At 70.8% G+C, this 20,668-nt stretch carries 18 protein-coding genes and 1 pseudogene; 6 read left to right on the forward strand and 13 right to left on the reverse strand.

Annotated elements, in window-relative coordinates:
• The first annotated feature begins 923 nt into the window (after positions 1 to 923).
• Both ACFWXC_RS48675 and ACFWXC_RS48680 read left to right on the forward strand, forming a co-directional pair.
• A complete protein-coding gene (locus tag ACFWXC_RS48675; protein WP_384489963.1) occupies positions 924 to 1,121 on the forward strand; it encodes a helix-turn-helix transcriptional regulator in 198 nt (65 codons plus the stop codon).
• Complete coding sequence (locus tag ACFWXC_RS48680; protein WP_384489965.1) at positions 1,112 to 2,506, forward strand: tyrosine-type recombinase/integrase; 1,395 nt, start codon at positions 1,112 to 1,114, stop codon at positions 2,504 to 2,506. The genes ACFWXC_RS48675 and ACFWXC_RS48680 overlap by 10 nt, the downstream gene beginning before the upstream one ends.
• 162 nt (positions 2,507 to 2,668) lie before the next feature.
• Here the strand turns inward: ACFWXC_RS48680 and ACFWXC_RS48685 are convergent, their stop codons facing one another.
• From ACFWXC_RS48685 to xylB, 7 genes are all read right to left on the reverse strand, one after another.
• Complete coding sequence (locus tag ACFWXC_RS48685) at positions 2,669 to 4,192, reverse strand: aldehyde dehydrogenase family protein (RefSeq protein ID WP_384489967.1); 1,524 nt, start codon at positions 4,190 to 4,192, stop codon at positions 2,669 to 2,671.
• Positions 4,193 to 4,287: 95 nt separating this feature from the next.
• Positions 4,288 to 5,544 (reverse strand): GAF domain-containing protein, encoded by a 1,257-nt coding sequence (locus ACFWXC_RS48690; protein ID WP_384489969.1) that lies wholly within the window; start codon positions 5,542 to 5,544, stop codon positions 4,288 to 4,290.
• 88 nt (positions 5,545 to 5,632) lie between these two features.
• Positions 5,633 to 6,238, reverse strand: coding sequence for an N-acetylmuramoyl-L-alanine amidase (locus tag ACFWXC_RS48695; protein WP_384489971.1), 606 nt, complete (start codon positions 6,236 to 6,238; stop codon positions 5,633 to 5,635).
• A gap of 48 nt (positions 6,239 to 6,286) precedes the next feature.
• A complete protein-coding gene (locus ACFWXC_RS48700; protein ID WP_384489973.1) occupies positions 6,287 to 7,300 on the reverse strand; it encodes an acetamidase/formamidase family protein in 1,014 nt (337 codons plus the stop codon).
• A complete protein-coding gene (locus tag ACFWXC_RS48705; RefSeq protein WP_384489975.1) occupies positions 7,297 to 8,790 on the reverse strand; it encodes an APC family permease in 1,494 nt (497 codons plus the stop codon). The genes ACFWXC_RS48700 and ACFWXC_RS48705 overlap by 4 nt, the downstream gene beginning before the upstream one ends.
• Positions 8,791 to 9,085: 295 nt before the next feature.
• Complete coding sequence (locus tag ACFWXC_RS48710) at positions 9,086 to 10,294, reverse strand: ROK family protein (protein ID WP_384489977.1); 1,209 nt, start codon at positions 10,292 to 10,294, stop codon at positions 9,086 to 9,088.
• Positions 10,295 to 10,346: 52 nt separating this feature from the next.
• Positions 10,347 to 11,792: a xylulokinase gene (xylB, locus tag ACFWXC_RS48715; RefSeq protein WP_384489979.1), complete on the reverse strand. Its 1,446-nt coding sequence runs from the start codon at positions 11,790 to 11,792 to the stop codon at positions 10,347 to 10,349.
• Positions 11,793 to 12,024: 232 nt separating this feature from the next.
• On the opposite strand from xylB, the gene xylA reads away from it, so the two are divergent.
• The gene (xylA, locus tag ACFWXC_RS48720) at positions 12,025 to 13,191 is read left to right on the forward strand and encodes a xylose isomerase (RefSeq protein ID WP_384489981.1); all 1,167 of its coding nucleotides are present in this window, start codon (positions 12,025 to 12,027) and stop codon (positions 13,189 to 13,191) included.
• Between the two features lie 700 nt (positions 13,192 to 13,891).
• On the opposite strand, the pseudogene ACFWXC_RS48725 reads toward xylA, so the two are convergent.
• Both ACFWXC_RS48725 and ACFWXC_RS48730 read right to left on the reverse strand, forming a co-directional pair.
• Positions 13,892 to 14,348, reverse strand: a pseudogene (locus ACFWXC_RS48725) (esterase-like activity of phytase family protein); the annotation flags it as partial.
• A 71-nt stretch (positions 14,349 to 14,419) separates the two neighbouring features.
• Positions 14,420 to 15,538, reverse strand: coding sequence for an alpha/beta hydrolase family protein (locus tag ACFWXC_RS48730; RefSeq protein WP_384489983.1), 1,119 nt, complete (start codon positions 15,536 to 15,538; stop codon positions 14,420 to 14,422).
• 518 nt (positions 15,539 to 16,056) lie between these two features.
• On the opposite strand from ACFWXC_RS48730, the gene ACFWXC_RS48735 reads away from it, so the two are divergent.
• Positions 16,057 to 16,239 (forward strand): hypothetical protein, encoded by a 183-nt coding sequence (locus tag ACFWXC_RS48735; protein WP_361952527.1) that lies wholly within the window; start codon positions 16,057 to 16,059, stop codon positions 16,237 to 16,239.
• 52 nt (positions 16,240 to 16,291) lie between these two features.
• Here ACFWXC_RS48735 and ACFWXC_RS48740 read toward each other — a convergent pair whose 3' ends face one another.
• From ACFWXC_RS48740 to ACFWXC_RS48750, 3 genes are all read right to left on the reverse strand, one after another.
• A complete protein-coding gene (locus tag ACFWXC_RS48740; protein WP_384489985.1) occupies positions 16,292 to 17,140 on the reverse strand; it encodes a hypothetical protein in 849 nt (282 codons plus the stop codon).
• Positions 17,141 to 17,274: 134 nt separating this feature from the next.
• Positions 17,275 to 17,571: a hypothetical protein gene (locus tag ACFWXC_RS48745; RefSeq protein WP_384489987.1), complete on the reverse strand. Its 297-nt coding sequence runs from the start codon at positions 17,569 to 17,571 to the stop codon at positions 17,275 to 17,277.
• Between the two features lie 105 nt (positions 17,572 to 17,676).
• Positions 17,677 to 18,210 carry a PadR family transcriptional regulator gene (locus ACFWXC_RS48750; protein ID WP_384489989.1) on the reverse strand — a complete coding sequence of 178 codons (534 nt, stop codon included), beginning with the start codon at positions 18,208 to 18,210 and terminating at the stop codon, positions 17,677 to 17,679.
• Positions 18,211 to 18,327: 117 nt separating this feature from the next.
• Between ACFWXC_RS48750 and ACFWXC_RS48755 the strand changes: the two genes are divergently transcribed.
• Positions 18,328 to 19,077 carry an alpha/beta fold hydrolase gene (locus ACFWXC_RS48755; protein ID WP_384489991.1) on the forward strand — a complete coding sequence of 250 codons (750 nt, stop codon included), beginning with the start codon at positions 18,328 to 18,330 and terminating at the stop codon, positions 19,075 to 19,077.
• On the opposite strand, the gene ACFWXC_RS48760 is transcribed toward ACFWXC_RS48755, so the two are convergent.
• Positions 19,074 to 19,673: a class I SAM-dependent methyltransferase gene (locus ACFWXC_RS48760; RefSeq protein ID WP_384489993.1), complete on the reverse strand. Its 600-nt coding sequence runs from the start codon at positions 19,671 to 19,673 to the stop codon at positions 19,074 to 19,076. The genes ACFWXC_RS48755 and ACFWXC_RS48760 overlap by 4 nt on opposite strands.
• Positions 19,674 to 19,823: 150 nt before the next feature.
• Here ACFWXC_RS48760 and ACFWXC_RS48765 point away from each other — a divergent pair, with 150 nt between their 5' ends.
• Entirely contained in the window at positions 19,824 to 20,597 is a 774-nt protein-coding gene (locus ACFWXC_RS48765) for an MHYT domain-containing protein (RefSeq protein WP_384489995.1), read from the forward strand.
• The last annotated feature ends 71 nt before the right edge of the window (positions 20,598 to 20,668 follow it).

Consider the following 20,668-nt stretch of genomic DNA (forward strand, 5'->3'; position numbering starts at 1 on the left):
GTCAGCAGGCTGACGGGGACTCATGAACGATCGAGGCTAGCCTTCCCCGCGTCGAGTCCGTACCGGATCGACCCCTCATGGGGTGGCAAGTAGGGGATTCGCCCACGGCAGACAAGAAAGAGCACAGAAAGACTGGAAATCTACGCCAGGGCCATGCCAACGTACAACGTCTCGCAAAATACCGCGTCAGACGGTGCTACTCCTCGGCTGCGATCCGGTTTCCGAAACTGCTCGGAATGCCACGTCAGGTGAGTTTTCCGGCTGGCATCGCTCCTACTTGGGAGGCCCGTCTGTCTGAATCCACCGTCCGTCTGCCCGCTTCACTTCACCCGCGGTCTTTGCCCTTGGCGGACTGAGCGCTTGGGTCGGCCAAACGACGGGCGACTACCTCGCGGTATCCACCGGGCTCTGCGTTTGCGCGGCTGGCCTGTTCGGCGAGGATCTCTTGCAACGCGGCTATCGCAGCAATCGTACCGTCTTCGCGTAGGTTGCGGCGCATCCCGGCGCCGCAACGCGGCAAGTTACACAGGCAATTAGGGCTTCTGAGCGCTTCGCTGCGTGAAATATCGACTGGCTCACGGATGCTGGCCTACTAGCGGTCGCTTCTGTTGGCGCACCCCGGGCCCTGCGGTCCTACCAGCTTGCCCTCGCCGACCGCGATCCCAAGCAGACGTCGGGTTCGTGATGTGGCGCGCAACATAGCCGACGATCGCCGGTTAGCCAAACCGGCGATCGTCGCGACCATTGAGGTGTTCGCGGCGGCTGTGCTTGGCGGTGGAGCCCTTCGGACACTACAGCCCTTCATATCGGTGCCCTGCACCCGCAAGTGACAGTGCCTGCCCATCAGTCGTGACGGAGTGGGTGCGAGTTGCGCGCGCTGCCGCTTGGGCGGCCGACAAATCCGGAATCCCGAGGAAACATCAATGGCTCGTCCACCTGCGCTCAAGCTCGCCGAAGTTCTAGCGGAAATCCGGATGAGTCAATCGGCCTTCTACCGCCTACGTGCCCGTGGTCAGGCACCGCGAATGACTAAGCTGCCAAACGGAGAACTTCGCTGTCGCCGCGCCGACTTGGATGCGTGGTGGGAAGCGTGTGCAAGGGAAACGCCTGAATGGTATTGAGCTACAAGGTCAGGTTCTGGGAGATACGAGAGCGGTCCGGCCGGGCCAAGGCTTTTGATGTGCGCTGGACGGTCAATGGCCGTGAAAAGTCCGAGTCTTTTCTAACCCGGGGCCTTGCGGACAGCCGCAGAGCCAAGCTCATGAGCGCTGCGCGCGACGGTGAGCCCTTCGATCCGAAGACGGGTCTGCCAGCATCCGAGTTGCGCGCACTGCGGCAGCGTACGACGTGGTACGCCGTGGCACGGGAGTACATGGACACGCGCTGGGACCGGACCCCGGGAAGCACCCGACGCACCATCGCCGAGGGTCTGGCCACCATTACCGTTGCCTTCGTGGAGAAGGGTGCCGTATACCGCGAGCCGCGTGTGCTGCGCAGGGCGGTGTATTCGTGGGCGTTCAACAAGAACGCCTGGGCGCGCGAGCCGAGGGCGGAGTGGCTGGCTGCTCTGGATTGGCTTGAGAGCAAGTCACTGCCCATCGGGGAACTTGAGGACCCTGACGTCTTGCGGCGAGGGCTGGACGCGCTGTGCCGCAAACTCGACGGGACCGTCGCCGCGGCCAAGACCACGAAGCGCAAGAGAGCCGCAGTCAATGAGGTCTTCGTCGAAGCAGTGGAGCGTGGGTACTTCACCTACAACCCGCTCATCGGTCTCCGCTGGGCGGCTCCTGAAGTGGACGACGCAGTCGACCCCGACTGCGTGCCCAATCCCATCCAGGTGGCTCGTCTGCTGGAAGCAGTACGCCGGCTGCCGGGGCGCGGGCCTCACCTGTACGCGTTCTTCGGCTGCCTGTACTACGCCGGCATGCGACCGGCGGAGGTGATCCACCTAAGGAAGTCCCAGTGTCGCCTGCCCTCGACCGGCTGGGGGCTGCTCAATCTCAAGGGTGGGATTGTCACTGCGGGCAAGGAGTGGACGGACGACGGAGCGGTCCACGAGACCCACTCCCTGAAACGACGCGCGGCCAAGGCGACCCGCCCGGTTCCTATCCCGCCGGTACTCGTGCGGATGCTCCGCAACCACATCGACCGTTTCGGTGTCGCCGCCGACGGCAGGATCTTCCAGAACGAGGCTGGCAACTACATCGAGACCTCGGCGTACTGCATCACCTGGGGGCGTGCCAGGGAAGCCGCGCTCACCTTGGACGAGCACGCGCTGAATCTCGCCAAGCGACCGTATGACTTGCGCCACGCCGGCATCTCCTTCTGGCTGGCCTCAGGCGTGGACCCTGCCGAATGTGCACGCAGGGCGGGCCAAAGCATCCAGGTCCTCTTTCGCTACTACGCGAAGTTCCTGGCCGGGGCCCGAGACCATGCGAATCAGCTGATCGAGGAGTCGATGAATCGCTGGGAGGGCTCCTCGTCTCCTCCTGACGAGACCGGGTGACCGGGGATCTGGTCCGGAAATATTCCGGACCAGGTGGGCAACGCTGGGACACAGGTGGGATGAAACGGGAGTAAGGCTTCATTTCGCCTTGCTGCTTGAAACAGCGAATCACAAGGGTGCCTGAAGGGGATATCCCCAGGTCAGGCACCCTTTCGTGTGCCCTTAGAAGAAGCCGAGTTTGCGTGGCGAGTACGACACCAGGAGATTCTTCGTCTGCTGATAGTGCTCCAGCATCATCTTGTGGGTCTCGCGGCCGATCCCGGACTGCTTGTAGCCGCCGAACGCCGCGTGCGCGGGGTACGCGTGGTAGCAGTTCGTCCACACCCGGCCCGCCTGGATGGCGCGGCCCGCGCGGTACGCGGTGTTGGTGTCGCGGGTCCAGACGCCCGCACCGAGGCCGTACAGCGTGTCGTTGGCGATCTTGATGGCGTCGTCGAAGTCGTCGAAGGACGTCACTGACACGACCGGGCCGAAGATCTCCTCCTGGAAGATCCGCATGCGGTTGTCGCCCTCGAAGACGGTCGGCTGCACGTAGTAGCCGCCCTTCAACTCGCCGTCGTACTCGACGCGTTCGCCGCCCGTGAGGACCTTCGCGCCCTCCTGACGACCGATGTCCAGATAGGAGAGGATCTTCTCCAACTGGTCGTTGGAGGCCTGCGCGCCGATCATCGTGTCGGTGTCGAGAGGGTGGCCCGGCTTGATCTGCTGGGTGCGGGCGACCGCCGCCGCCATGAACTCGGCGTAGTGGCCGCGCTGGACGAGCGCCCGGGACGGGCAGGTGCAGACCTCACCCTGGTTGAGCGCGAACATCGTGAAGCCTTCGAGGGCCTTGTCGCGGAAGTCGTCGTCGTGGGCCCAGACGTCGTCGAAGAAGATGTTCGGGGACTTGCCGCCCAGTTCGAGGGTGACCGGCTTGATGTTCTCCGAGGCGTACTGCATGATCAGCCGCCCGGTGGTGGTCTCCCCGGTGAACGCCACCTTCGCCACCCGCGGGCTGGACGCCAGCGGCTTGCCCGCCTCCACACCGAAGCCGTTGACGATGTTCACCACGCCCGGCGGCAGCAGGTCCGCGATCAGGCTCATCCAGTAGTGGATGGAGGCGGGGGTCTGCTCGGCCGGCTTGATGATGACGGCGTTGCCGGCGGCCAGGGCGGGCGCCAGCTTCCAAGTGGCCATCAGAATCGGGAAGTTCCACGGGATGATCTGCGCCACCACCCCGAGCGGCTCATGGAAGTGGTACGCCACCGTGTCGTCGTCGATCTCGCCCAGCGAACCCTCCTGCGCGCGGATCGCCCCCGCGAAGTAGCGGAAGTGGTCGATGGCGAGCGGGATGTCCGCGGCCAGCGTCTCCCGCACCGGCTTGCCGTTCTCCCAGCTCTCGGCGACCGCGAGAGGTTCGAGGTAGGCCTCCATCCGGTCGGCGATCTTGAGGAGGATGTCGGAACGCTCCGTCACCGACGTACGGCCCCAGCCCGGCGCGGCCGCGTGCGCCGCGTCCAGCGCCCGCTCCACGTCCTCGGCGGTGCCCCGCGCGACCTCGGTGAACGGCTGACCGTTCACCGGCGACGGGTTCTCGAAGTACTGCCCCCGGGCCGGCGGCACATACTCGCCGCCGATGAAGTGGTCGTAGCGCGCCTGGTAGGAGACGATCGCACCCTCGGTGCCGGGCGCCGCGTAACGGGTCATGGTGGCCTGCCTCCTTGCAGATGCGCTGCCCGCCGTTGGGCAGCTCCGGCGCGCAGGCTAGTGAAGCGGACGTTGCGCCCACGTTGCACCGCAGGTCAGCGCGCGGGCGCCGCCAACTCGGACTCCAGCGAGGTCAACCGGCTCCGTACGACCGCCGTCGGCCGCAGCGCCGCGAGGGCCCGCCACACGTCGATGTCGTCCTCGCCCCACGGAGCGTGCGCCCAGTCCGCGAGCAGATCGGGGTCACGACGCGCGATCAGCGCGGCCCGCAGACCGTCCGCCAGCCGCCGTCTGAGCAGTACGACCGCCGGCGCCTGCGAACCGGGCAGCAACGGACCCGGGTACGCCGTCACGGCCGCCGTCACCGCCCCCGCCTCCAGCCGCCGCTCGACGACGCTCGCGTCGGACTCGACCGGAGCGGTCAGCCGGTACGGCCGGGAGGCGAGCAGCCCGGGCCCCAGCAGCCGCCGCAGCCGGGCCAGTTCGGCCCGCAGCGTCACCGGCGTCACCGACTCGTCCTCGTACAGCGCGCACAGCAGCTCGTCGCCGGTCAGCCCCTCCGGGTGGCGGGACAGCAGCACCAGCAGCTCGCTGTGCCGGCGGCCGAGCCTGATCCGGTGCCCGTCCAGCCGCAGTTCGGCCTCGTCACGGCCGAGCGCCGCCAGCGCGGGCGCCTCGTCGGCGGGCGTCGGCGGATCCAGCAGCGCCAGTTGCGACTCGGCGGCCCGCGCCACAGCCTGGACGAAGCCCAGGCTGTGCGGATGCGCCAGCCGGTCGCCGCCGGTGATGTCGACGGCACCCAGCACCCGCCCGGTGCGCGGGTCGTGCACCGGCGCCGCCGCGCACGTCCACGGCTGCACCTGGCGGATGAAGTGCTCCGCCGCGAACACCTGCACCGGCCGGTCCACGGCCACCGCCGTCCCCGGCGCGTTGGTACCGACCGCGGTCTCCGACCAGCGCGCGCCCGGCACGAAGTTCATCCGGTCCGCCCGGCGCCGGGTCGCCGGATGCCCCTCCACCCACAGCAGCCTGCCGTCCGCGTCGCACACCGCCAGCAGATGCTCGCCGTCCGCCGCGAACGTGCCCATCAGCTCCCGGACCAGCGGCATCACCCTGGCCAGCGGATGCTCCGCCCGATAGGCCCCGAGGTCGCCGTCCGTCAGCTCCACCCGCGCCGCGCCGTCCGGTCCCACCCCGGCCCGCACCGAACGCCGCCACGACTCGGCCACCACCGACCGCACCGGGCGCGGCACGGTACCCGCCGTGGTGAACGTCTCGTGCGCCCGGCGCAGCACCCGGACGCGCTCGGCAGGGTCGGCCCCCGGCTCCAGGGCCACCCACGGATCGGTCAACTCGTCCTCCCCGGACGGCGATGCGGCTGGGGACATCGTCACTCGGGGTGTTCGCGCCGACAACCGTTTCGACCGCCCTGACTCGCTCTCACTCCGAGGACAGGCCGACCAGTCTCATGTAGCGGACCCAGTCCCAGTACTTTCCCGGATCCGTGTGGTCGGTCCCCGGCACCTCGACATGGCCGATGATGTGGTCGCGGTCCTTCGGGATGCCGTATCTGTCGCAGATCGACGCCGTCAGCCGCGCCGACTCCGCGTACAGGGCGTCGGTGAAGTACTCCGGCTTGCTCACCCAGCCCTCGTGCTCGATGCCGACACTGCGTGTGTTGTAGTCCCAGTTCCCCGAGTGCCAGGCGACATCCGACTCCCGGACGCACTGGGCCACATGGCCGTCGGCCGAACGCACCAGATAGTGCGCGGACACCCGCTTCTTCGGGTTCTGGAAGATGGACAGCGTGCCGGCGTACGCCTGCTGTGTGACATGGATGATCACCCGGTCGATGTCGTACTCGTCGGGGCGCTGGGCCGATGTGCGGTTCTCACTGCTCGCCGCCTGCCACTCGGCCTTCGGATAGTCGACGACTGCGGTCTGCGCGCCCGCGCGGCTCTCGGGGAGCAGCGCGTACGGGACGGCGGCGAGGGCCGCGCCCTTCAGGAGCCATCGCCTGCTGGGGAGCGGTCGTGCCCGGTCCATGAGTGAGGTGCCTTTCGGAAGCGTGCCTGAAGCATGGGAGAGGTGCGGTCAGCCGCGCAGGGCCGCCGCGGTCTCGCGCAGCCGCGCGTGCAGTCCGCGGTAAGTCTCGCGCGCGGGCAGCCACTCCTTGCGGAGCTTGGCCACACACGTGTAGTTGGTGTCGCACACGTTGGCCAACGGTGATTCCACCGTCTGAGTTGCGTACTGGTAGGCGTCCAGTTCGGCGAATCCGTAGTCGCGTACCAGCCACTGCACCAGGTCGAGCTGCGATATCCGGAAGGCGTCCTCCAGCGGACGCGCCGACCCCGTCGAGACGATGTGCGTGTCCGACTCCAGTCGGGGCCACGGCGTCGCGATCCCCTTCAGAAGCTCGACGATCACCACGGTGTTCATCGCGCACTCGACGGCCACTCCGCAGGTCTCGCCCTCGCCCTGCCGGGCGTGCCCGTCGCCGAGACTGAGCAGCGCGCCCTCGACGTTCACCCCGAGATAGCAGGTGACGCCCTCCCGCATCTCGGGCGTGTCCATGTTCCCGCCGTGCGCGTCGGGCACCAGGGCCGAGCGGACCTCCAGGTTGGCCGGGGCCACGCCGACCGTCCCGTGCATCGGGTCCAGGGGCAGCTCCAGCTCGATGTCGTTCTCGTGGGCCCCGAACAGGGCCGTGCGCCGGGTCCGGTCCAGCTGCCAGATCCAGACCTTCTCCGGGAGCGGCGGCTGCAGGGTGGCCGTGGTGTGCGTCGAGGTGAGCGCGCCGAACAGGGGGACCGTCGTGGACGCCGCCCAGTCCCGCGCCGGTTCGATCGACACGAAGTGCACGGCGACGGTGTCCCCCGGCTCCGCGCCCTCGATGTGGAAGGGCCCGGTCTGCGGGTTGAGGAACGGGAACTCGCACACCTCGGACACCAGGTCCTTCTCGGACCGCACTCGTCCGGCGAAGCAGTCCTCCGTGTACAGGTCGAGCACCGTGCCGGGCGCGATCCGTGCCACCGGCGGCGCTCCGCCGAATGTCCACGCGTATTCGCCCGGTTTGGGCCGGACGGTGAGGATGAGGGGGTCGGTCATCGCGGGAGGTCTCCGTTCCGCCGGTCGACGGCGTCTGCTCGGTCGTCGCCTTCTTCGAGATGGACACGCGCCGTCTCGGCTATGCGCTCGGGGTGACGGCGTATCAGCACCAGCAGCACGACCATTCCGGCCGCCATCCAGACGCCGACCACCGGACCGGCGTACGACACCGGGGCGGTCAGCTTCGTCACGAAGTCGAAGACGGGCAGGCCGGCCGCGGTGAGCAGGGCGGGCACGAAGGCCACGATGCCCAGCAGCGGGAGGAGCAGATGCCGTACCGGTCGGAGGGACGCACGGCCGCGGCGCAGGAAGTAGCCCGCACAGGCCAGGTTGACGACGATGTAGACGCCGATGACCACCGTGACGATCACCGTGGCCAGCAGCAGGAACGCGGTCACCGGGTCGTAACCGAAGCCCAGCCCCAGCACGGCGCCGACCGCCACGACCGTCTGGACCGCGATTCCGACGACGGGGGAGCGGTACCGGGGGTGGAGCGTGGCGAGGACGCGCGGCAGGACCCGGATGCGGGCCAGCGCGAAGGCCGTCCGGGTGGACACGTTGGCACAGGCGTTGGCGTTGGCGATCGTCGAGTTCACCACGGCGAGGAACACCAGGACCCAGAAGAGCCCGAAGGACGCCCGGGCGACACCTTCCCAGGACGCTTCGCCCGCCGCGCCGAAGCCGGCGAACCGGTCCGGCCCGAAGTACACGGTCATCGCATAGGTCGTCACCACATAGAACAGGCCGATCCCCAGCGCCGCGCCGAGTACCGCGCGGTGCATCGTGCGGCGTGGGTCGCGGGTCTCCTCGGCGAGTGGCGCGGCAGCCTCGAAACCGGCGAACGCCAGCACGGTGTAGACGGAACCGGCGAAGACCCCGCTGATGCCCCCGTAGCCCTCCGCCGTATGCGAAGTGCCGAACACGGAAAGGGTGTTGTGGGCACCGGCCTTGCCGATCAGCCAGAGGGCGAAGACGAGGAAGACCGCGATCTCGAAGACCCCGAGGACCGTCCCGAAACGCGCCGAGGCACGCACCCCCAGATACCCGGTGACGGCTATGACGGCGGCGCCGGCGAGCGACCACGGCCACCACAGATCCGCCGGCCAGGAGGCCCACTCGTCATGCAGGGTGCCCGCCGCGGTGAACCCGAGCTGGAGCAGCAGCAACGGCGGTACTAGCGCCTCCACGAACACATAGCCCCAGCCGACCAGGAACCCCACGGCCGGATGCAGTCCCCGCGCCGCATACGTGGCTACGGAGCCCGCCGCCGGTAATTCCCGGGCCAGCTCGGCCACACAGGACGCGGTGAACAGACAGGCCACCAGGGCGATTACCACCGCCAGCGGCAGACTGCCGCCGGCAAAGGCCGCCCCTGACGGAATGGACGCGGCGACGGCGGCGGCAGGCGCCATCGCTGTGACGCTCTGGAACAGAACCTCCCGCAACCCGACCGCGTCCCGTCGCAGCCCTGCGGCCGCTCCTCCGGTCATCTCCTCGGCCATACACACCCCCCGACGTGCGTGAACCCATCGGTCCCACGGACCGCTTCGCGTGAATCACGGTACGGCGCTTGCGGGTTGGGCAGAAGAGCGCCGAGTGATTCCGTGGACAGGGCGGCGGTTGTGGAAAACCTCGCCACCCGAACGGGTGAGGAAAGAAGCGCGGGGTGCGTGGTCGATCGCGGGTAACCGCTGGTCGGCCGACCCTCGGACCCCGGCTGGCGAGCCGGGGCTTCGACTGGTTGAAGAGCCAGGGCTCCGACTGGTTGGTCAGCCGGCCCCGCCCTCAGACCCGTTCCGCCACCGTCGCCGGATCGTCCAGTACGGCGCGGACCACCGAGTGGGCGGCGCCCAGGAGGGGTCCCTCGGAGCCGAGGCGGGAGACGGTGACCGGGCAGGCCGGGCCGGTCGTGCGGGCGGCCAGTTCGGCTTGCAGGGACGGGAGGAGCCACGGAGCGAGGCCGGCCAGCGCGCCGCCCAGGACCACCGACTCGGGGTCGAGGAGGTTGACGGCACCGGTCAGGGCGATACCCAGGGCCGTACCGGCGTCGTGCAGGGCACGCCGCACTCCCTCGTGGTCCTCACCCGCCCGCTGCGCGAGCAGGCCCACCGCGTCCTCGCGGGGTTCGAGACCGGCCGCCCGCAGCACCGCCTCCTCGCCGGCGTACTGCTCCAGGCACCCGCGTCCGCCGCAGGCGCAGTGCGGCCCGTCGGGGTGGACCGGCACATGGCCGAGCTCGCCCGCGAAACCCCGCTTCCCGCGCAGCACCTGACCGTCCACGACCACCGCGGCGCCGATACCGATCTCCGCGGACACATGCAGGAAATCCGGTGGGGTGGCGTCGCCGAGCCACAGCTCCGCCAGGGCGCCGAAGTTGGCCTCGTTGTCGACCGTCAGCGGAAGGTCCGCGGGCAGCAGCGCGCCGAGGTCGGTGTCGTGCCAGTCGAGGTTCGGGGCATGGACGACCGTGTGCCCGTCACGGGCCACCAGGCCGGGGACGGCGACCGCGAGACCGGCCGGCCACAGGCCTTCCCGCTCCGCGTCCGTCACGACCCGCCGGACCAGCGCGGTCAGTTCCTCGACCACCGGCTTCGGCGCCCGGCCCCGGTTGACGCCGTGCCGCACGGCACGCGCGCGTACCTCGCCGCGCAGGTCCATCGCGCACACGGCGAGATGGTCGACCCCGACCTCCGCCCCGATACCGGCCGGGCCGCGCCCGCTCACCGCGAGCGCCGAGCCCGGCCGCCCGACGCGGCTGGGCCGCTCGGGGCCCAGCTCCTCCAGGAGTCCCCAGCGGATCAGCTCGTCCACCAGGGTCGACACCGCCGCCCTGGTCAGACCGATGCGCGAGGCGACCGCGGCCCGCGACAGCGAACCCTCGGCGCTGACCGCGTGCAGCACGCGCGCGAGGTTGCGCCGGCGCATGCCCTGCTGGGTGTCCGGCAGGGCGCGGCCGGTCGCCGTGGGGCGCGCCTCGTGCAGTGGTGCGGTCATGCCTCCATCAATCCTCAGTCCCTGGACGGTCTGCGACCTGCCTCCCGCGTGGTCAGCGGTCCCCCGGCGCCCGCTCCAGCAGCGGGGCCGCGTCGGAGAGTACCCCGGAGATCCTGGCCAGCGTCGCCGCGTCCCGCTCCACCGCGTCCAGTACCGGCCCCGCCGCCGTGTTCCAGCGCCGCGCCACCGCCGCGGGGTCCTCACCGGTCAGCAGCCCGGCCGCCTGCGCCGCGGCGCCGAGGGCGACCAGCTCCTTCGCCTCGGGCACCTGCACCGGGCGACCCGACAGCCGCCGTACCGTCTCCTGCCAGGCCCGGCCCCGGGCGCCGCCGCCGATCAGCAGCAGCGGCGTGGTCCGGTCGGCGTCCTCGTCGAGCACCAGGTCCAGGGCGCCGAGCAGGGCGTGCACGGCGCCGTCGTAGGCGGCCTGCAGGAGCTGCCCGGCGGTGGTGTCATGGCGCAGGCCGTGCAGCAGTCCGGAGGCGTTCGGCAGGTTGGGGGTGCGTTCGCCGTCCAGGTACGGGAGCAGCGTGACCGAGGTGCCGGGCTCGACGGCCTCGCGGTCCAGGCCGAGCAGCGCCGCGACCCGGTCGACCGCGAGGGTGCAGTTCAGGGTGCAGGCGAGCGGCAGCCAGTCGCCGTGCGCGTCGGCGAAGCCCGCGACGGTACCGGTCGGGTCGGCGGGGCGGTGCTTCGAGACGGCGTACACGGTGCCCGACGTGCCGAGGCTCAGCACCGGGGTCCCGGGGCGCAGCCCGAGCCCCAGCGCGGCCGCCGCGTTGTCGCCCGTACCGGGTGCGACCAGGGTGCCCTTGGAGAACGGCAGCTCGTGGCTGTCGCGCACGGTGCCGGCGACCTCGCCGGGGCGGACCACCCGGGGCAGGAACGCCGGGTCCAGGCCCACGTGGGCGAGGGTCTCCTCGTCGTACGCCTCGGTCGCCGACGCCCACCAGCCGGTGCCGGAGGCGTCGCCGCGGTCGGTCGTGCCCTGCCCGGTGAGGCGCTCGGTGAGGTAGTCGTGGGGGAGCCGTACGGCCCTGGTCGCACGGACCGCCTCCGGCTCGTGCTCCGCCAGCCAGGCCCACTTGGTGACCGTGAACGACGCGCCCGGGACACTGCCGGTGCGCTCGGCCCAGGCCTTCGGACCGCCCAGTTCCTCGATCAGCCGCTGCGCCTGGGGCGCCGAACGGACGTCGTTCCACAGCATGGCCGGCCGCACCGGCTCGCCCCGCTCGTCCAGCGTGACCAGACCGTGCTGCTGTCCGCCGATCGACACGGCCGCCGCCTCGTGCGCCGCATCCCCGCACTGGCGCAGTGCCTCGCACAGCGCGTCCCACCACTGACGCGGATCGCTCTCCCGGCCCGCGCCGGAGGACACGGTGTGCGGTGCGTGGCCGCTCGCCACGACCTGGCCGGTGGACGCGTCGACCACCAGCGCCTTGGTGGACTGGGTGGACGTGTCCACGCCGACGACGAGCGGACCCTCGGCTGCTGACATCGGGCTCTCTCCCTTTTTTCCGCGTCTCGCGGTCTGGCCTGACCTGCAGTTTTCCTGGTTCACCGGGGTGTCGCGACCCGGATTTCATCCCTCGGGGACAGGGTGACCCTTCCCAGGGATGCGTCGGCATACTAATTTGTAAACGGCCATGACGAAATAGTCGGCCCGACAGTGTGTCCGACCGTCGTCGAGCACACTCATCAAGCAGAGGCATCAAGCAAGGAGCCGCGGCATGAGCTTCCAGCCCACCCCCGAGGACAGGTTCACCTTCGGCCTGTGGACCGTCGGCTGGCAGGGAAGGGACCCGTTCGGCGACGCCACCCGCCGCGCCCTCGACCCGGTCGAGACGGTGCAGCGCCTGTCCGAACTGGGCGCCTACGGTGTGACGTTCCACGACGACGACCTGATCCCCTTCGGGTCCTCGGACACCGAGCGCGAATCGCACATCAAGCGCTTCCGTCAGGCCCTCGACGCGACCGGCATGACCGTGCCGATGGCCACCACCAACCTCTTCACCCACCCGGTCTTCAAGGACGGCGCGTTCACCGCGAACGACCGTGACGTGCGCCGTTACGCGCTGCGCAAGACCATCCGCAACATCGACCTGGCCGCCGAGCTGGGTGCGAAGACCTACGTCGCCTGGGGCGGCCGCGAGGGCGCCGAGTCCGGCGCCGCCAAGGACGTGCGCGTCGCTCTCGACCGTATGAAGGAGGCCTTCGACCTCCTCGGCGAGTACGTCACCTCCCAGGGCTACGACCTGCGCTTCGCCATCGAGCCCAAGCCGAACGAGCCCCGCGGCGACATCCTGCTTCCCACCGTCGGCCACGCGCTCGCCTTCATCGAGCGCCTGGAGCGCCCCGAGCTGTACGGCGTCAACCCCGAGGTGGGCCACGAGCAGATGGCCGGCCTGAACTTCCCGCACGGCATCGCCCAGGCCCTGTGGGCGGGCAAGCTCTTCCACATCGACCTCAACGGCCAGTCCGGCATCAAGTACGACCAGGACCTGCGCTTCGGCGCCGGCGACCTGCGTGCCGCCTTCTGGCTCGTCGACCTGCTGGAGAACGCCGGCTACGAGGGGCCCAAGCACTTCGACTTCAAGCCGCCGCGGACCGAGGACCTCGACGGCGTGTGGGCCTCTGCCGCCGGCTGCATGCGCAACTACCTGATCCTCAAGGAGCGCGCCGCCGCCTTCCGTGCGGACCCGGAGGTCCAGGAGGCCCTGCGCGCCTCCCGACTGGACCAGCTGGCCCAGGCGACGGCCGCCGACGGTCTCGAGGCGCTCCTGGCCGACCGCACGGCCTTCGAGGAGTTCGACGCGGACTCGGTCGCCGCGCGCGGGATGGCATTCGAGCAGCTCGACCAGCTGGCGATGGACCACCTGCTGGGCGCCCGGGGCTGACGCGCACACGCGCGCGTGGGGGCGGATCTCGCAACGGCACGCCCGCACGCGCGCGTGTCGTTGCCCGCAACCTGTACGAGTTGCCTGCACCCGCACGACCGGTTCGTGCGGGAAATGCTTCGGAATCGTGCGATCCGTTGCATGAGTCCGTATCAACTCCCGCGTGGGGCTCGCGCGATGACCGGTACGCGGTGACTCTTGGCGGTATGGCCATGCCACCCGTACCGCCCCGCCCGCCCGGCCCGCCGAACGGCACCCCGCCCCCGGACGGCGGCTACGACCCGCCTCCGTACGGAGGGTTCGGACCACCCTCGGGAGGGGGCTTCGGGGACTCCGACCCGCCCGGCGCCGTCGGCTGGGCGCCACAGCCGCCCCCGGAGCCGCCCCGTCGCCGCAGGGGCCCGCTGTACGCCGTACTGGTCGTCCTGGTGGCCGCCGTGGCCGTCGCCGTCGTCGTCCTGATGGCGTCCGGCGGTGACGACTCACCCGCAGAGAAGCCCACCACGAGCGGACCGAGCGCCTCCGGCTCGTCGCGGCCCTCGTTCAGCCTCCCGACGGAGCTGCCCAGCAGCCTGCCGTCGGGGCTGCCGAGCGAACTCCCCTCCGATTGGCCGTCGGGACTCCCCAGTGAGCTGCCGAGCGATCTGGACTCGTTGCTGCCCTCACTGCTGGGGTGACCAGAGCCGATCGGACCCGACTGCAGCCCCTTGGGCAGTCGGAGGCGCACCAGGGTCGTCTCGATGCCGTTGTCGACCAGGCGGCCCTGCGCGTCGAAGGCGTCCGCCCCGTCGGGCATCCCGAGGTCGCAGTCGTTGATCAGGGCGAGCGGGTCGTGGTCCACGCGCGCGATGCCCTCGATCTGCAGCGGCACGACCGTCACCGGTTTCAGGTCGACGACCGGACGCTCGGCGAACACCGGGACACCGGCGGCGGCCGGGTCGGCCGGCTGCTCCAGCGACGCGAGCGTGGCGTCGGACCGACGAGATCTTCAGCTCGGAGGCGTCGTCCTCGCTGAGGTCCACCACGTTCACCGGGTCGAACCGGTAGGCGTACTCGGCCGTGACCGCCTTCTTGCGCGGCGAGAAACACAGTGGACGGGTGGCGAGCGAGGTGTCCCCGGCGTGCTCGTCGGGCAGGGAGAGCGGCCGCCGGACGGCGGACCGCCGGGTTCCGGTGTGTCACCTGTTCGCCGGGTCCTCTGCCGGTACTGCGAATCCAGCAGGCTCGCTCAGCCCAGGGATCCGAACCATCGCACCACGGCGGCGGTTCCGGCCTGCTGGGAGCCCAGATGACGGGAGCCGCCGTAGTCCGGCGTGCCGAGGCCGACCACCGGGGCGTCGACGCCGTGGGCGCGCAGATCGGCGTGGCAGCGGGCGGTGTTCGCGTTGACGGCCTGCTCGTCCCCGTCGGCGTAGTAGAGCCGGACCGGAGCCTTCGGTGTCCAGTCGGTGCAGACGCTGTCGGTGATCCGCAGGGCCGCGGCGAGCCCTCCGGTGGGGTGGGCCAGCATCACCCGGCCCCGGCGGGTGAGAAGCCCGTCGAGGGAGTCCGGGGTGCCGGCCACGACCTCCTGACCGGTGTGCGTCCCGTCGAGCAGCCCTTCGATCGTGCGGTCGTACGGTGCCCTGAACACCTGGGCCGGTGCGTCGTACACCTGGTGCAGGTGGTTGAAGGCGACCAGGGCCAGGGCCGTGTAGATCACGCTCGCCTTGGGTTCCGTCCGCCCGGCCAGCAGCGCGGGAAGTTCCACGCTCCGGAACGCGTACGCGCCGCTGACGAGTGCCACCGCGCGCAGCCGGAACCATCCATCGGCCCCCTCCTGCAGCGAACGGGCCAGTCCCAGTGCCGCCGAAGCGCCCTGGGAGAAACCGGTGACCAGTACCTCGCGCCGAAGGTCACGCCCTCGCGCGGACACGGCGGTGCGGGACGCGCGCAGCATGTCCAGGGCGGCCGTCGTGTCCGAGGGCACGTCCATCCAGGGGTGCGGGCCGGGGCCTAGGCCCAGACCGAGGTAGTCGGGGAGCACCGCGGCGAAACCGGCCGAGGCGTAGGTCAGGGCGGGGGCCTGGCCCCAGACGTCCGTCGAGACGGAGGCGACATCACCCTTGAACAGTTCGGTGCCGTGAGTGAACGACACGGCGCGCAGCCGCCGTTCACCGCTGCGCGGCAAGGCCAGCAGCCCGCTCGCGAGCGTGGGCCGGCCGTCGGTGTCCACCGTGCGGTAGACGATCCGGAAGGTGTCCAGACCGTAGCGGACGGCGCCGGTGTCCCAGGCTCCCCCCTCGTCGCCTGCCAGTTCGGCGGCGACCTCCCGGGCGGTCAGCGTCCGCACGTGCTCGACGGACACGAGCGCGCCTCGTGACACGTCCGCCCCCACCCTCGGCGGCGCGACCGCGGCGGCCCGAGGCGTGCCCGGTTCCTGTGCGACCGCCGCCGTCGCGCTGGCTGCCGTCAGCGCCGCCGAGACCGCAGAAATCGCCAATATCCTGCTCATTCGCTTCATACCGTGACCGTACGAATCCCCGCCGCCACCGGCCATCCGGCCTGTGCGTGTGGGGTTTTCCGTAGGGCCGGCCATCGTCTTTCGCGGGCCGGCTCTCTCATTCCGCAGAGCCGGCTCTCGCTTTCCGCAGGGCCGGCCATCGTTTTCCGCAAGACCGGCAATCGGGGAACAGCCCGTCCCGGCAGCCGACCGGGAGTGGCTACGCTGAGAGCGGGACTGCTTCACAAACTGTTCGACTCGGTCTCGGGGACCAGTAGGGGTCGCTCGTCAGGGATGTCTCAGGGTCGTGGTCCGGAACCGTGGGAGGCGCGGGCCCGTTTTCAGATCAGAGAGCGGCAGTGGCCGCGAAGGAGGCGACGCTGATGTCGAAGAACGCGAAGATCGCCGCAGGAGGTGTGGCGGTCGGACTCATCCTGCTGATATGGCTGCCTTGGTGGGTGACGTTCCTGATCGTGGTCGGCGTCCCGGTGGCCGCCTACCTCACCCTCGACCCCTCGCAGCGCCGCAGGCTGCGCAGGGCCACGCGCAAGGAGATCGGCCGCTGAGTCGCCCACCCGAGGCCGCGACCCCCTCCGCGGGGTGGCGGCTCGGGAGGGCTTACAGGGGCCGTACGGCGATCTTGTCGAGGGCTTCCAGGAGGCCGGGGAGCTCCGGGCCCCGGCCGACGGGCAGGACTTCGCCTGGCTCCTCGTCGAGAAGCACGAAGGCGATGTCGTCGGTGCGGGCCACCATCGACCAGCCGGGCCCGTCGGCGCGCAGCGTGCGGGCGTCGCCCGGGGCGAACGAGGAGCGGACCCGGCCCAGCGGCGGAGGCGTGTCCACATAGGCCCGCGCCTCGGCCAGCACGCGCCGGATCCCGAGGTGGCTGTGACCCTTCGGGGCCGCCTCGCCGTCTCCGGAGGCGTCCTCGTCGGCTTGCGGGGCCTCGGTCGCCGGTGCCCGGAAGTGGTCGTCGCCGATCTGCTCCCGCCAGACCGCCCACTGGAGGGCGATCTCGTCCGCGCCCAGCCGCCGCTGCGCCGCGCCCCAGGAGCTGGTGTCCGGCGGGGTCAGCGGGACGCGGCCCGCCGTCTCCGGGCGGGGGTCGTGCGGTGCGGGCAAGTTCGGGGCCGCCACGGCGACCGCGAGCGGCCAGCCGGGCAGGGCGGCGACCACCGTGCGCTCGTCCGGGGAGAGGTCGTGCTCCATGCCGCAGTCCCAGGACGCGATCGCCACGGCGACCAGCGAGACGTCGTCGACGACGACCGTCCAGCGCGCCCCGACGCCGTCCTGGCCGAGGACCAGGCCGTATCCGTCCGCGCGGGGCGCCAGCTCCAGGGAGGCGCAGGCCTCCGGGTAGTCGTCGCCCAGCACGCTCGGAAACTGCGCCGGCGTCAGCAGCACCGCTGTGAGCACGTACAGCGCCTCGTCCGCGGCGGCGAGGGCCTCCTCGTCCGTCCCGGCCATGCCTGCCTCCCAGTCGTTCGTCCAACGGCGCGCACCCTAGTGGGACCGGAAGGCTGTTGTCACGACCCGCCATCACACCCGGAGCTGCAGTTTTCCACCGGGACGGGACGAAACGACCCCGGCGGGGCGAAGCTTCAGGCGACCGGCAGTCCGAGGAGGTCGCGCGCCACCGTCCGCGGCGACTGCCCGCGCTCCCGCGCCAGCGCGACGACGGCACGGCAGGCCAGCTCGCTCACCCCGAACGACAGCGCCTCCGGCGACACCCACCCCGCCGCCTCTTCGATCCGGTCCTGGTCGTCCTCCGCGCGGGCCGCGACATAGGCGGCCGCGGCCTCGAACAAGTTGTGCCCACGCCTCTCACGTCGCGTCGGCGGTTCCGTGCCCCCGGTGCCACGAAATCGGTCTGCGTACTTGCGTATCCGGTCGAACACTCAGGCCACCTTCCCCCTGTCGGCTGTCGCTCGGGAACATTTGTCTTCCCCTACTGAACGTAGGGTTGAAGCTCCGGCAAAAGAAGAGGGCGCCGACGGCACGCCTCAGCCGGCCTGGGCCTCAAGGGAGGCGACGGTGGTGCGCAGCCAGGCGAGTTCGGCGCGGCTCGTGGCGCGCGCGATCGTGAGAATGCCGCGCCGGAAAGGGTCGTCCACCTCCTCGGCGCGCACCGGCCGGTCTCCGTCGTAGAAGAAGCTGGAGGGTTCCTCCAGGAAGGCCAGCCGCCGGCGCAGTACGGCCGTCTGGGCGGCGGGGTCGTCGAGGTGACGGAGGAAGGCGAGCACCGTGAACCAGCGGTTCTCGTCGGTGATGTCGCGCTCCGCCGGTTCGGCCAGACGTCGGCGCAGCTCGCTCCTGCCGTCCTCGGTGAGTGTGAGCACATGACGCGGTGCAGCCACGGAGCCGGGCTCGGTGGCCCGGGCCAGCAGGCCCGCCTTCTCGAGGCGCTTGATCGCCGGATACAGCGTGCCTTCGGCGACGGGCCGCACATGCCCGGTCAGCGCCGCGATGTGCTTGCGCAGGACATAGCCGTGCAAGGGGGCGTCGTACAGGAATCCGAGGATGGCGAGTTCCAGCATGCAGGCATTGTTCCGCACTCCCGCTGTACATCCACCCTCGGATACATCGGACTTGCAATACATCGGTGTCGATGTATTGTCTGAGGTGTACACGGTGACGTCATCGGGGAGGGTGCTGTGCAACAGGCCGAGTTCGACGGCAAGGGGAGCTGGATCCGCTGGACGGAGTCGCCCGGTGCGGAACCCGCGCGCGTGTATGTCCACGGGCTCGGGTCGGCATCGGCCGCGTACCACGCGCATATCGCGGCCCGTCCCGAACTCGTCGGCAGGCGTAGCCTGTTCGTCGATCTGCCCGGGCACGGCATCAGCGACCGGCCCGCCCACTTCGGGTACACGCTGGACGACCACGCCGCCGCGCTGGCCGCCGCACTGAACGCGGCGGGAGTCGCCGGCGCCGAGTTGATCGCGCACAGCATGGGCGGCTCCGTCGCCGTCGTACTCGCCCACCGGCGGCCGGACCTGGTCTCGCGGCTGGTGCTCACGGAGGCCAACCTGGACCCGTTTCCGCCGCCCACCGCCGGCAGCAGCGGAATCGTCGCCTATGAGGAGGACGAGTTCGTGGACAGCGGCCACGCGCGCGTGCTCGACAAGGTGGGTCCCCTCTGGGCGGCGACCATGCGGCTGGCCGACCCGCGTGCACTGCACCGCAGCGCGGTGGGCCTCCGGCGCGGCTCGGACCCGGTCATGCGCACCCTTCTGGAGGGGCTGACGGTCGACCGCGTCTACCTCCAGGGCGAGCTCAGCGGTGAACTCGCCGGGCGGGACCGGCTGGAGGCGTCCGGAGTGCGGGTGGTGACGGTGCCCGGCGCCGGGCACAACATCATGTTCGACCGTCCCGACGCCTTCGCCGCGGCGGTCGCCGGCTAGCCTCCGCGGACCGCCAGGGCGAGGAATCGGGCGTCCTCGTCCACGTATGAGGCCATGTGCCAGCCCGAACCGGCCAGCAGCGGGCCGAGGTTGCCCTCCGCGCGCAGGTCGTCGGATGTGATCCGCCGTCCCTGGCGCGCCGCCAGGGCGGACCGGCCGATGGGGTGGAACAGAGCGAGCGTGCCGCCGGGGCGGACCACGCGCGCCAACTCCCGCAGATTCCGGTCGGGCCGGGGCAGGTGAGCGATCAGGCCGGCGGCGAACACGGCGTCGAGGGACTCCGAGCGCACCGGCAGCGCGGCGACGTCGGCGAGGAGCAAGCGCCCGTCACGGTGCCGACCGGCTTGTATGGCGGCCTGGAGCATCGCCGGGGTCAGGTCCATCCCGAGGACCGCGCCCGAGGGTCCCACGGCGGCGCGCAGCGGCGGCAGTGCGCGCCCCGTGCCGCAGCCCGCGTCCAGCACCCGGTCACCCGTGCGCAGCCCCAACTCGGTCACGGCGGCCGCGTACGCGGGACCGTCGCCCGGGAACCTGCTGTCCCAGCCGGCCGCGCGCGCGGTGAAGAAATCCTGGACGTGCGTGTGGTCATCGCTCATGTTCCGCATGTTCCCTCACCGTCACGGAGGACGAACCTGCGCGCACGTTCGAGCCGGACGCGATCGTTCCGGCGCATCTCCAGGTCATATTGCAACACCTTTCGAAATGCGCCCCCTTTGTGCTTCCGTGCCCCCTAGCGTCCCTTGGCCATGGGACACCTGGACCACGCCACCTTCGGCTGGCTGACCCCCGTGCTGTCGTACGTCATGGCCTGCATAGGCGCCGCACTGGGGCTGCGCTGCACCGTCCGCGCGCTCGGCAGCACCGGCCGCTCGCGCCGCAACTGGCTCCTCACCGCGGCCTCCGCGCTCGGCACCGGCATCTGGACCATGCACTTCGTGGCCATGCTCGGCTTCGGCGTCAGCGGCACCGACATCCGCTACGACGTGCCGCTGACCATCCTCAGCCTGCTCGTCGCCGTGATCGTGGTCACCGTCGGCGTCTTCGCCGTCGGCTACAGCCGTGACCGCAACCGAGCACTTCTGCTGGGCGGGCTCACCACCGGCCTGGGCGTCGCCAGCATGCACTACCTCGGCATGGCGGCGGTCCGGCTGCACGGTGACGTGCACTACGACCCGATGCGCGTCGGGCTCTCCGTGCTCATCGCCGTGGCCGCCGCGACCGCGGCCCTGTGGGCGGCGCTCAACATCGAGTCACCCGTCGCGGTCACCATCGCCTCCCTGGTCATGGGGGCGGCCGTCAGCAGCATGCACTACACCGGGATGTTCGCGGTCAGCGTGCACGTCACGCCCTCCGGCACCCCCCTGCCCGGGGCCACGGCGATGCAGTTCATCTTCCCCCTCGCCGTCGGCCTCGGTTCCTACCTGTTCCTCACCTCGGCCTTCGTCGCGCTCTCGCCCACGGCCGGGGAGCGCGAGGCGTCCGCCTCGGCCCAGCGGCCCGTCACGAGCGCCGCACGCTGACCGGCCCCGGCCCCGCGCCGCCCCGGCCGAACGCCGCACGCTGACCCGGCCCGGCCCCGCGGTTCCCCGAC

This window comes from Streptomyces sp. NPDC058683, assembly GCF_042716195.1.
GTDB lineage: Bacteria > Actinomycetota > Actinomycetes > Streptomycetales > Streptomycetaceae > Streptomyces.

Bases quoted from the DNA above. Each gene is read 5' to 3' on its own strand.
- ACFWXC_RS48675 (WP_384489963.1), top strand. From the start codon at position 924: ATGGCTCGTCCACCTGCGCTCAAGCTCGCCGAAGTTCTAGCGGAAATC.
- ACFWXC_RS48680 (WP_384489965.1), top strand. From the start codon at position 1,112: ATGGTATTGAGCTACAAGGTCAGGTTCTGGGAGATACGAGAGCGGTCC.
- ACFWXC_RS48685 (WP_384489967.1), bottom strand. From the start codon at position 4,192: ATGACCCGTTACGCGGCGCCCGGCACCGAGGGTGCGATCGTCTCCTAC.
- ACFWXC_RS48695 (WP_384489971.1), bottom strand. From the start codon at position 6,238: ATGGACCGGGCACGACCGCTCCCCAGCAGGCGATGGCTCCTGAAGGGC.
- ACFWXC_RS48700 (WP_384489973.1), bottom strand. From the start codon at position 7,300: ATGACCGACCCCCTCATCCTCACCGTCCGGCCCAAACCGGGCGAATAC.
- ACFWXC_RS48705 (WP_384489975.1), bottom strand. From the start codon at position 8,790: ATGACCGGAGGAGCGGCCGCAGGGCTGCGACGGGACGCGGTCGGGTTG.
- ACFWXC_RS48710 (WP_384489977.1), bottom strand. From the start codon at position 10,294: ATGACCGCACCACTGCACGAGGCGCGCCCCACGGCGACCGGCCGCGCC.
- xylB (WP_384489979.1), bottom strand. From the start codon at position 11,792: ATGTCAGCAGCCGAGGGTCCGCTCGTCGTCGGCGTGGACACGTCCACC.
- xylA (WP_384489981.1), top strand. From the start codon at position 12,025: ATGAGCTTCCAGCCCACCCCCGAGGACAGGTTCACCTTCGGCCTGTGG.
- ACFWXC_RS48735 (WP_361952527.1), top strand. From the start codon at position 16,057: ATGTCGAAGAACGCGAAGATCGCCGCAGGAGGTGTGGCGGTCGGACTC.
- ACFWXC_RS48740 (WP_384489985.1), bottom strand. From the start codon at position 17,140: ATGGCCGGGACGGACGAGGAGGCCCTCGCCGCCGCGGACGAGGCGCTG.
- ACFWXC_RS48750 (WP_384489989.1), bottom strand. From the start codon at position 18,210: ATGCTGGAACTCGCCATCCTCGGATTCCTGTACGACGCCCCCTTGCAC.
- ACFWXC_RS48760 (WP_384489993.1), bottom strand. From the start codon at position 19,673: ATGAGCGATGACCACACGCACGTCCAGGATTTCTTCACCGCGCGCGCG.
- ACFWXC_RS48765 (WP_384489995.1), top strand. From the start codon at position 19,824: ATGGGACACCTGGACCACGCCACCTTCGGCTGGCTGACCCCCGTGCTG.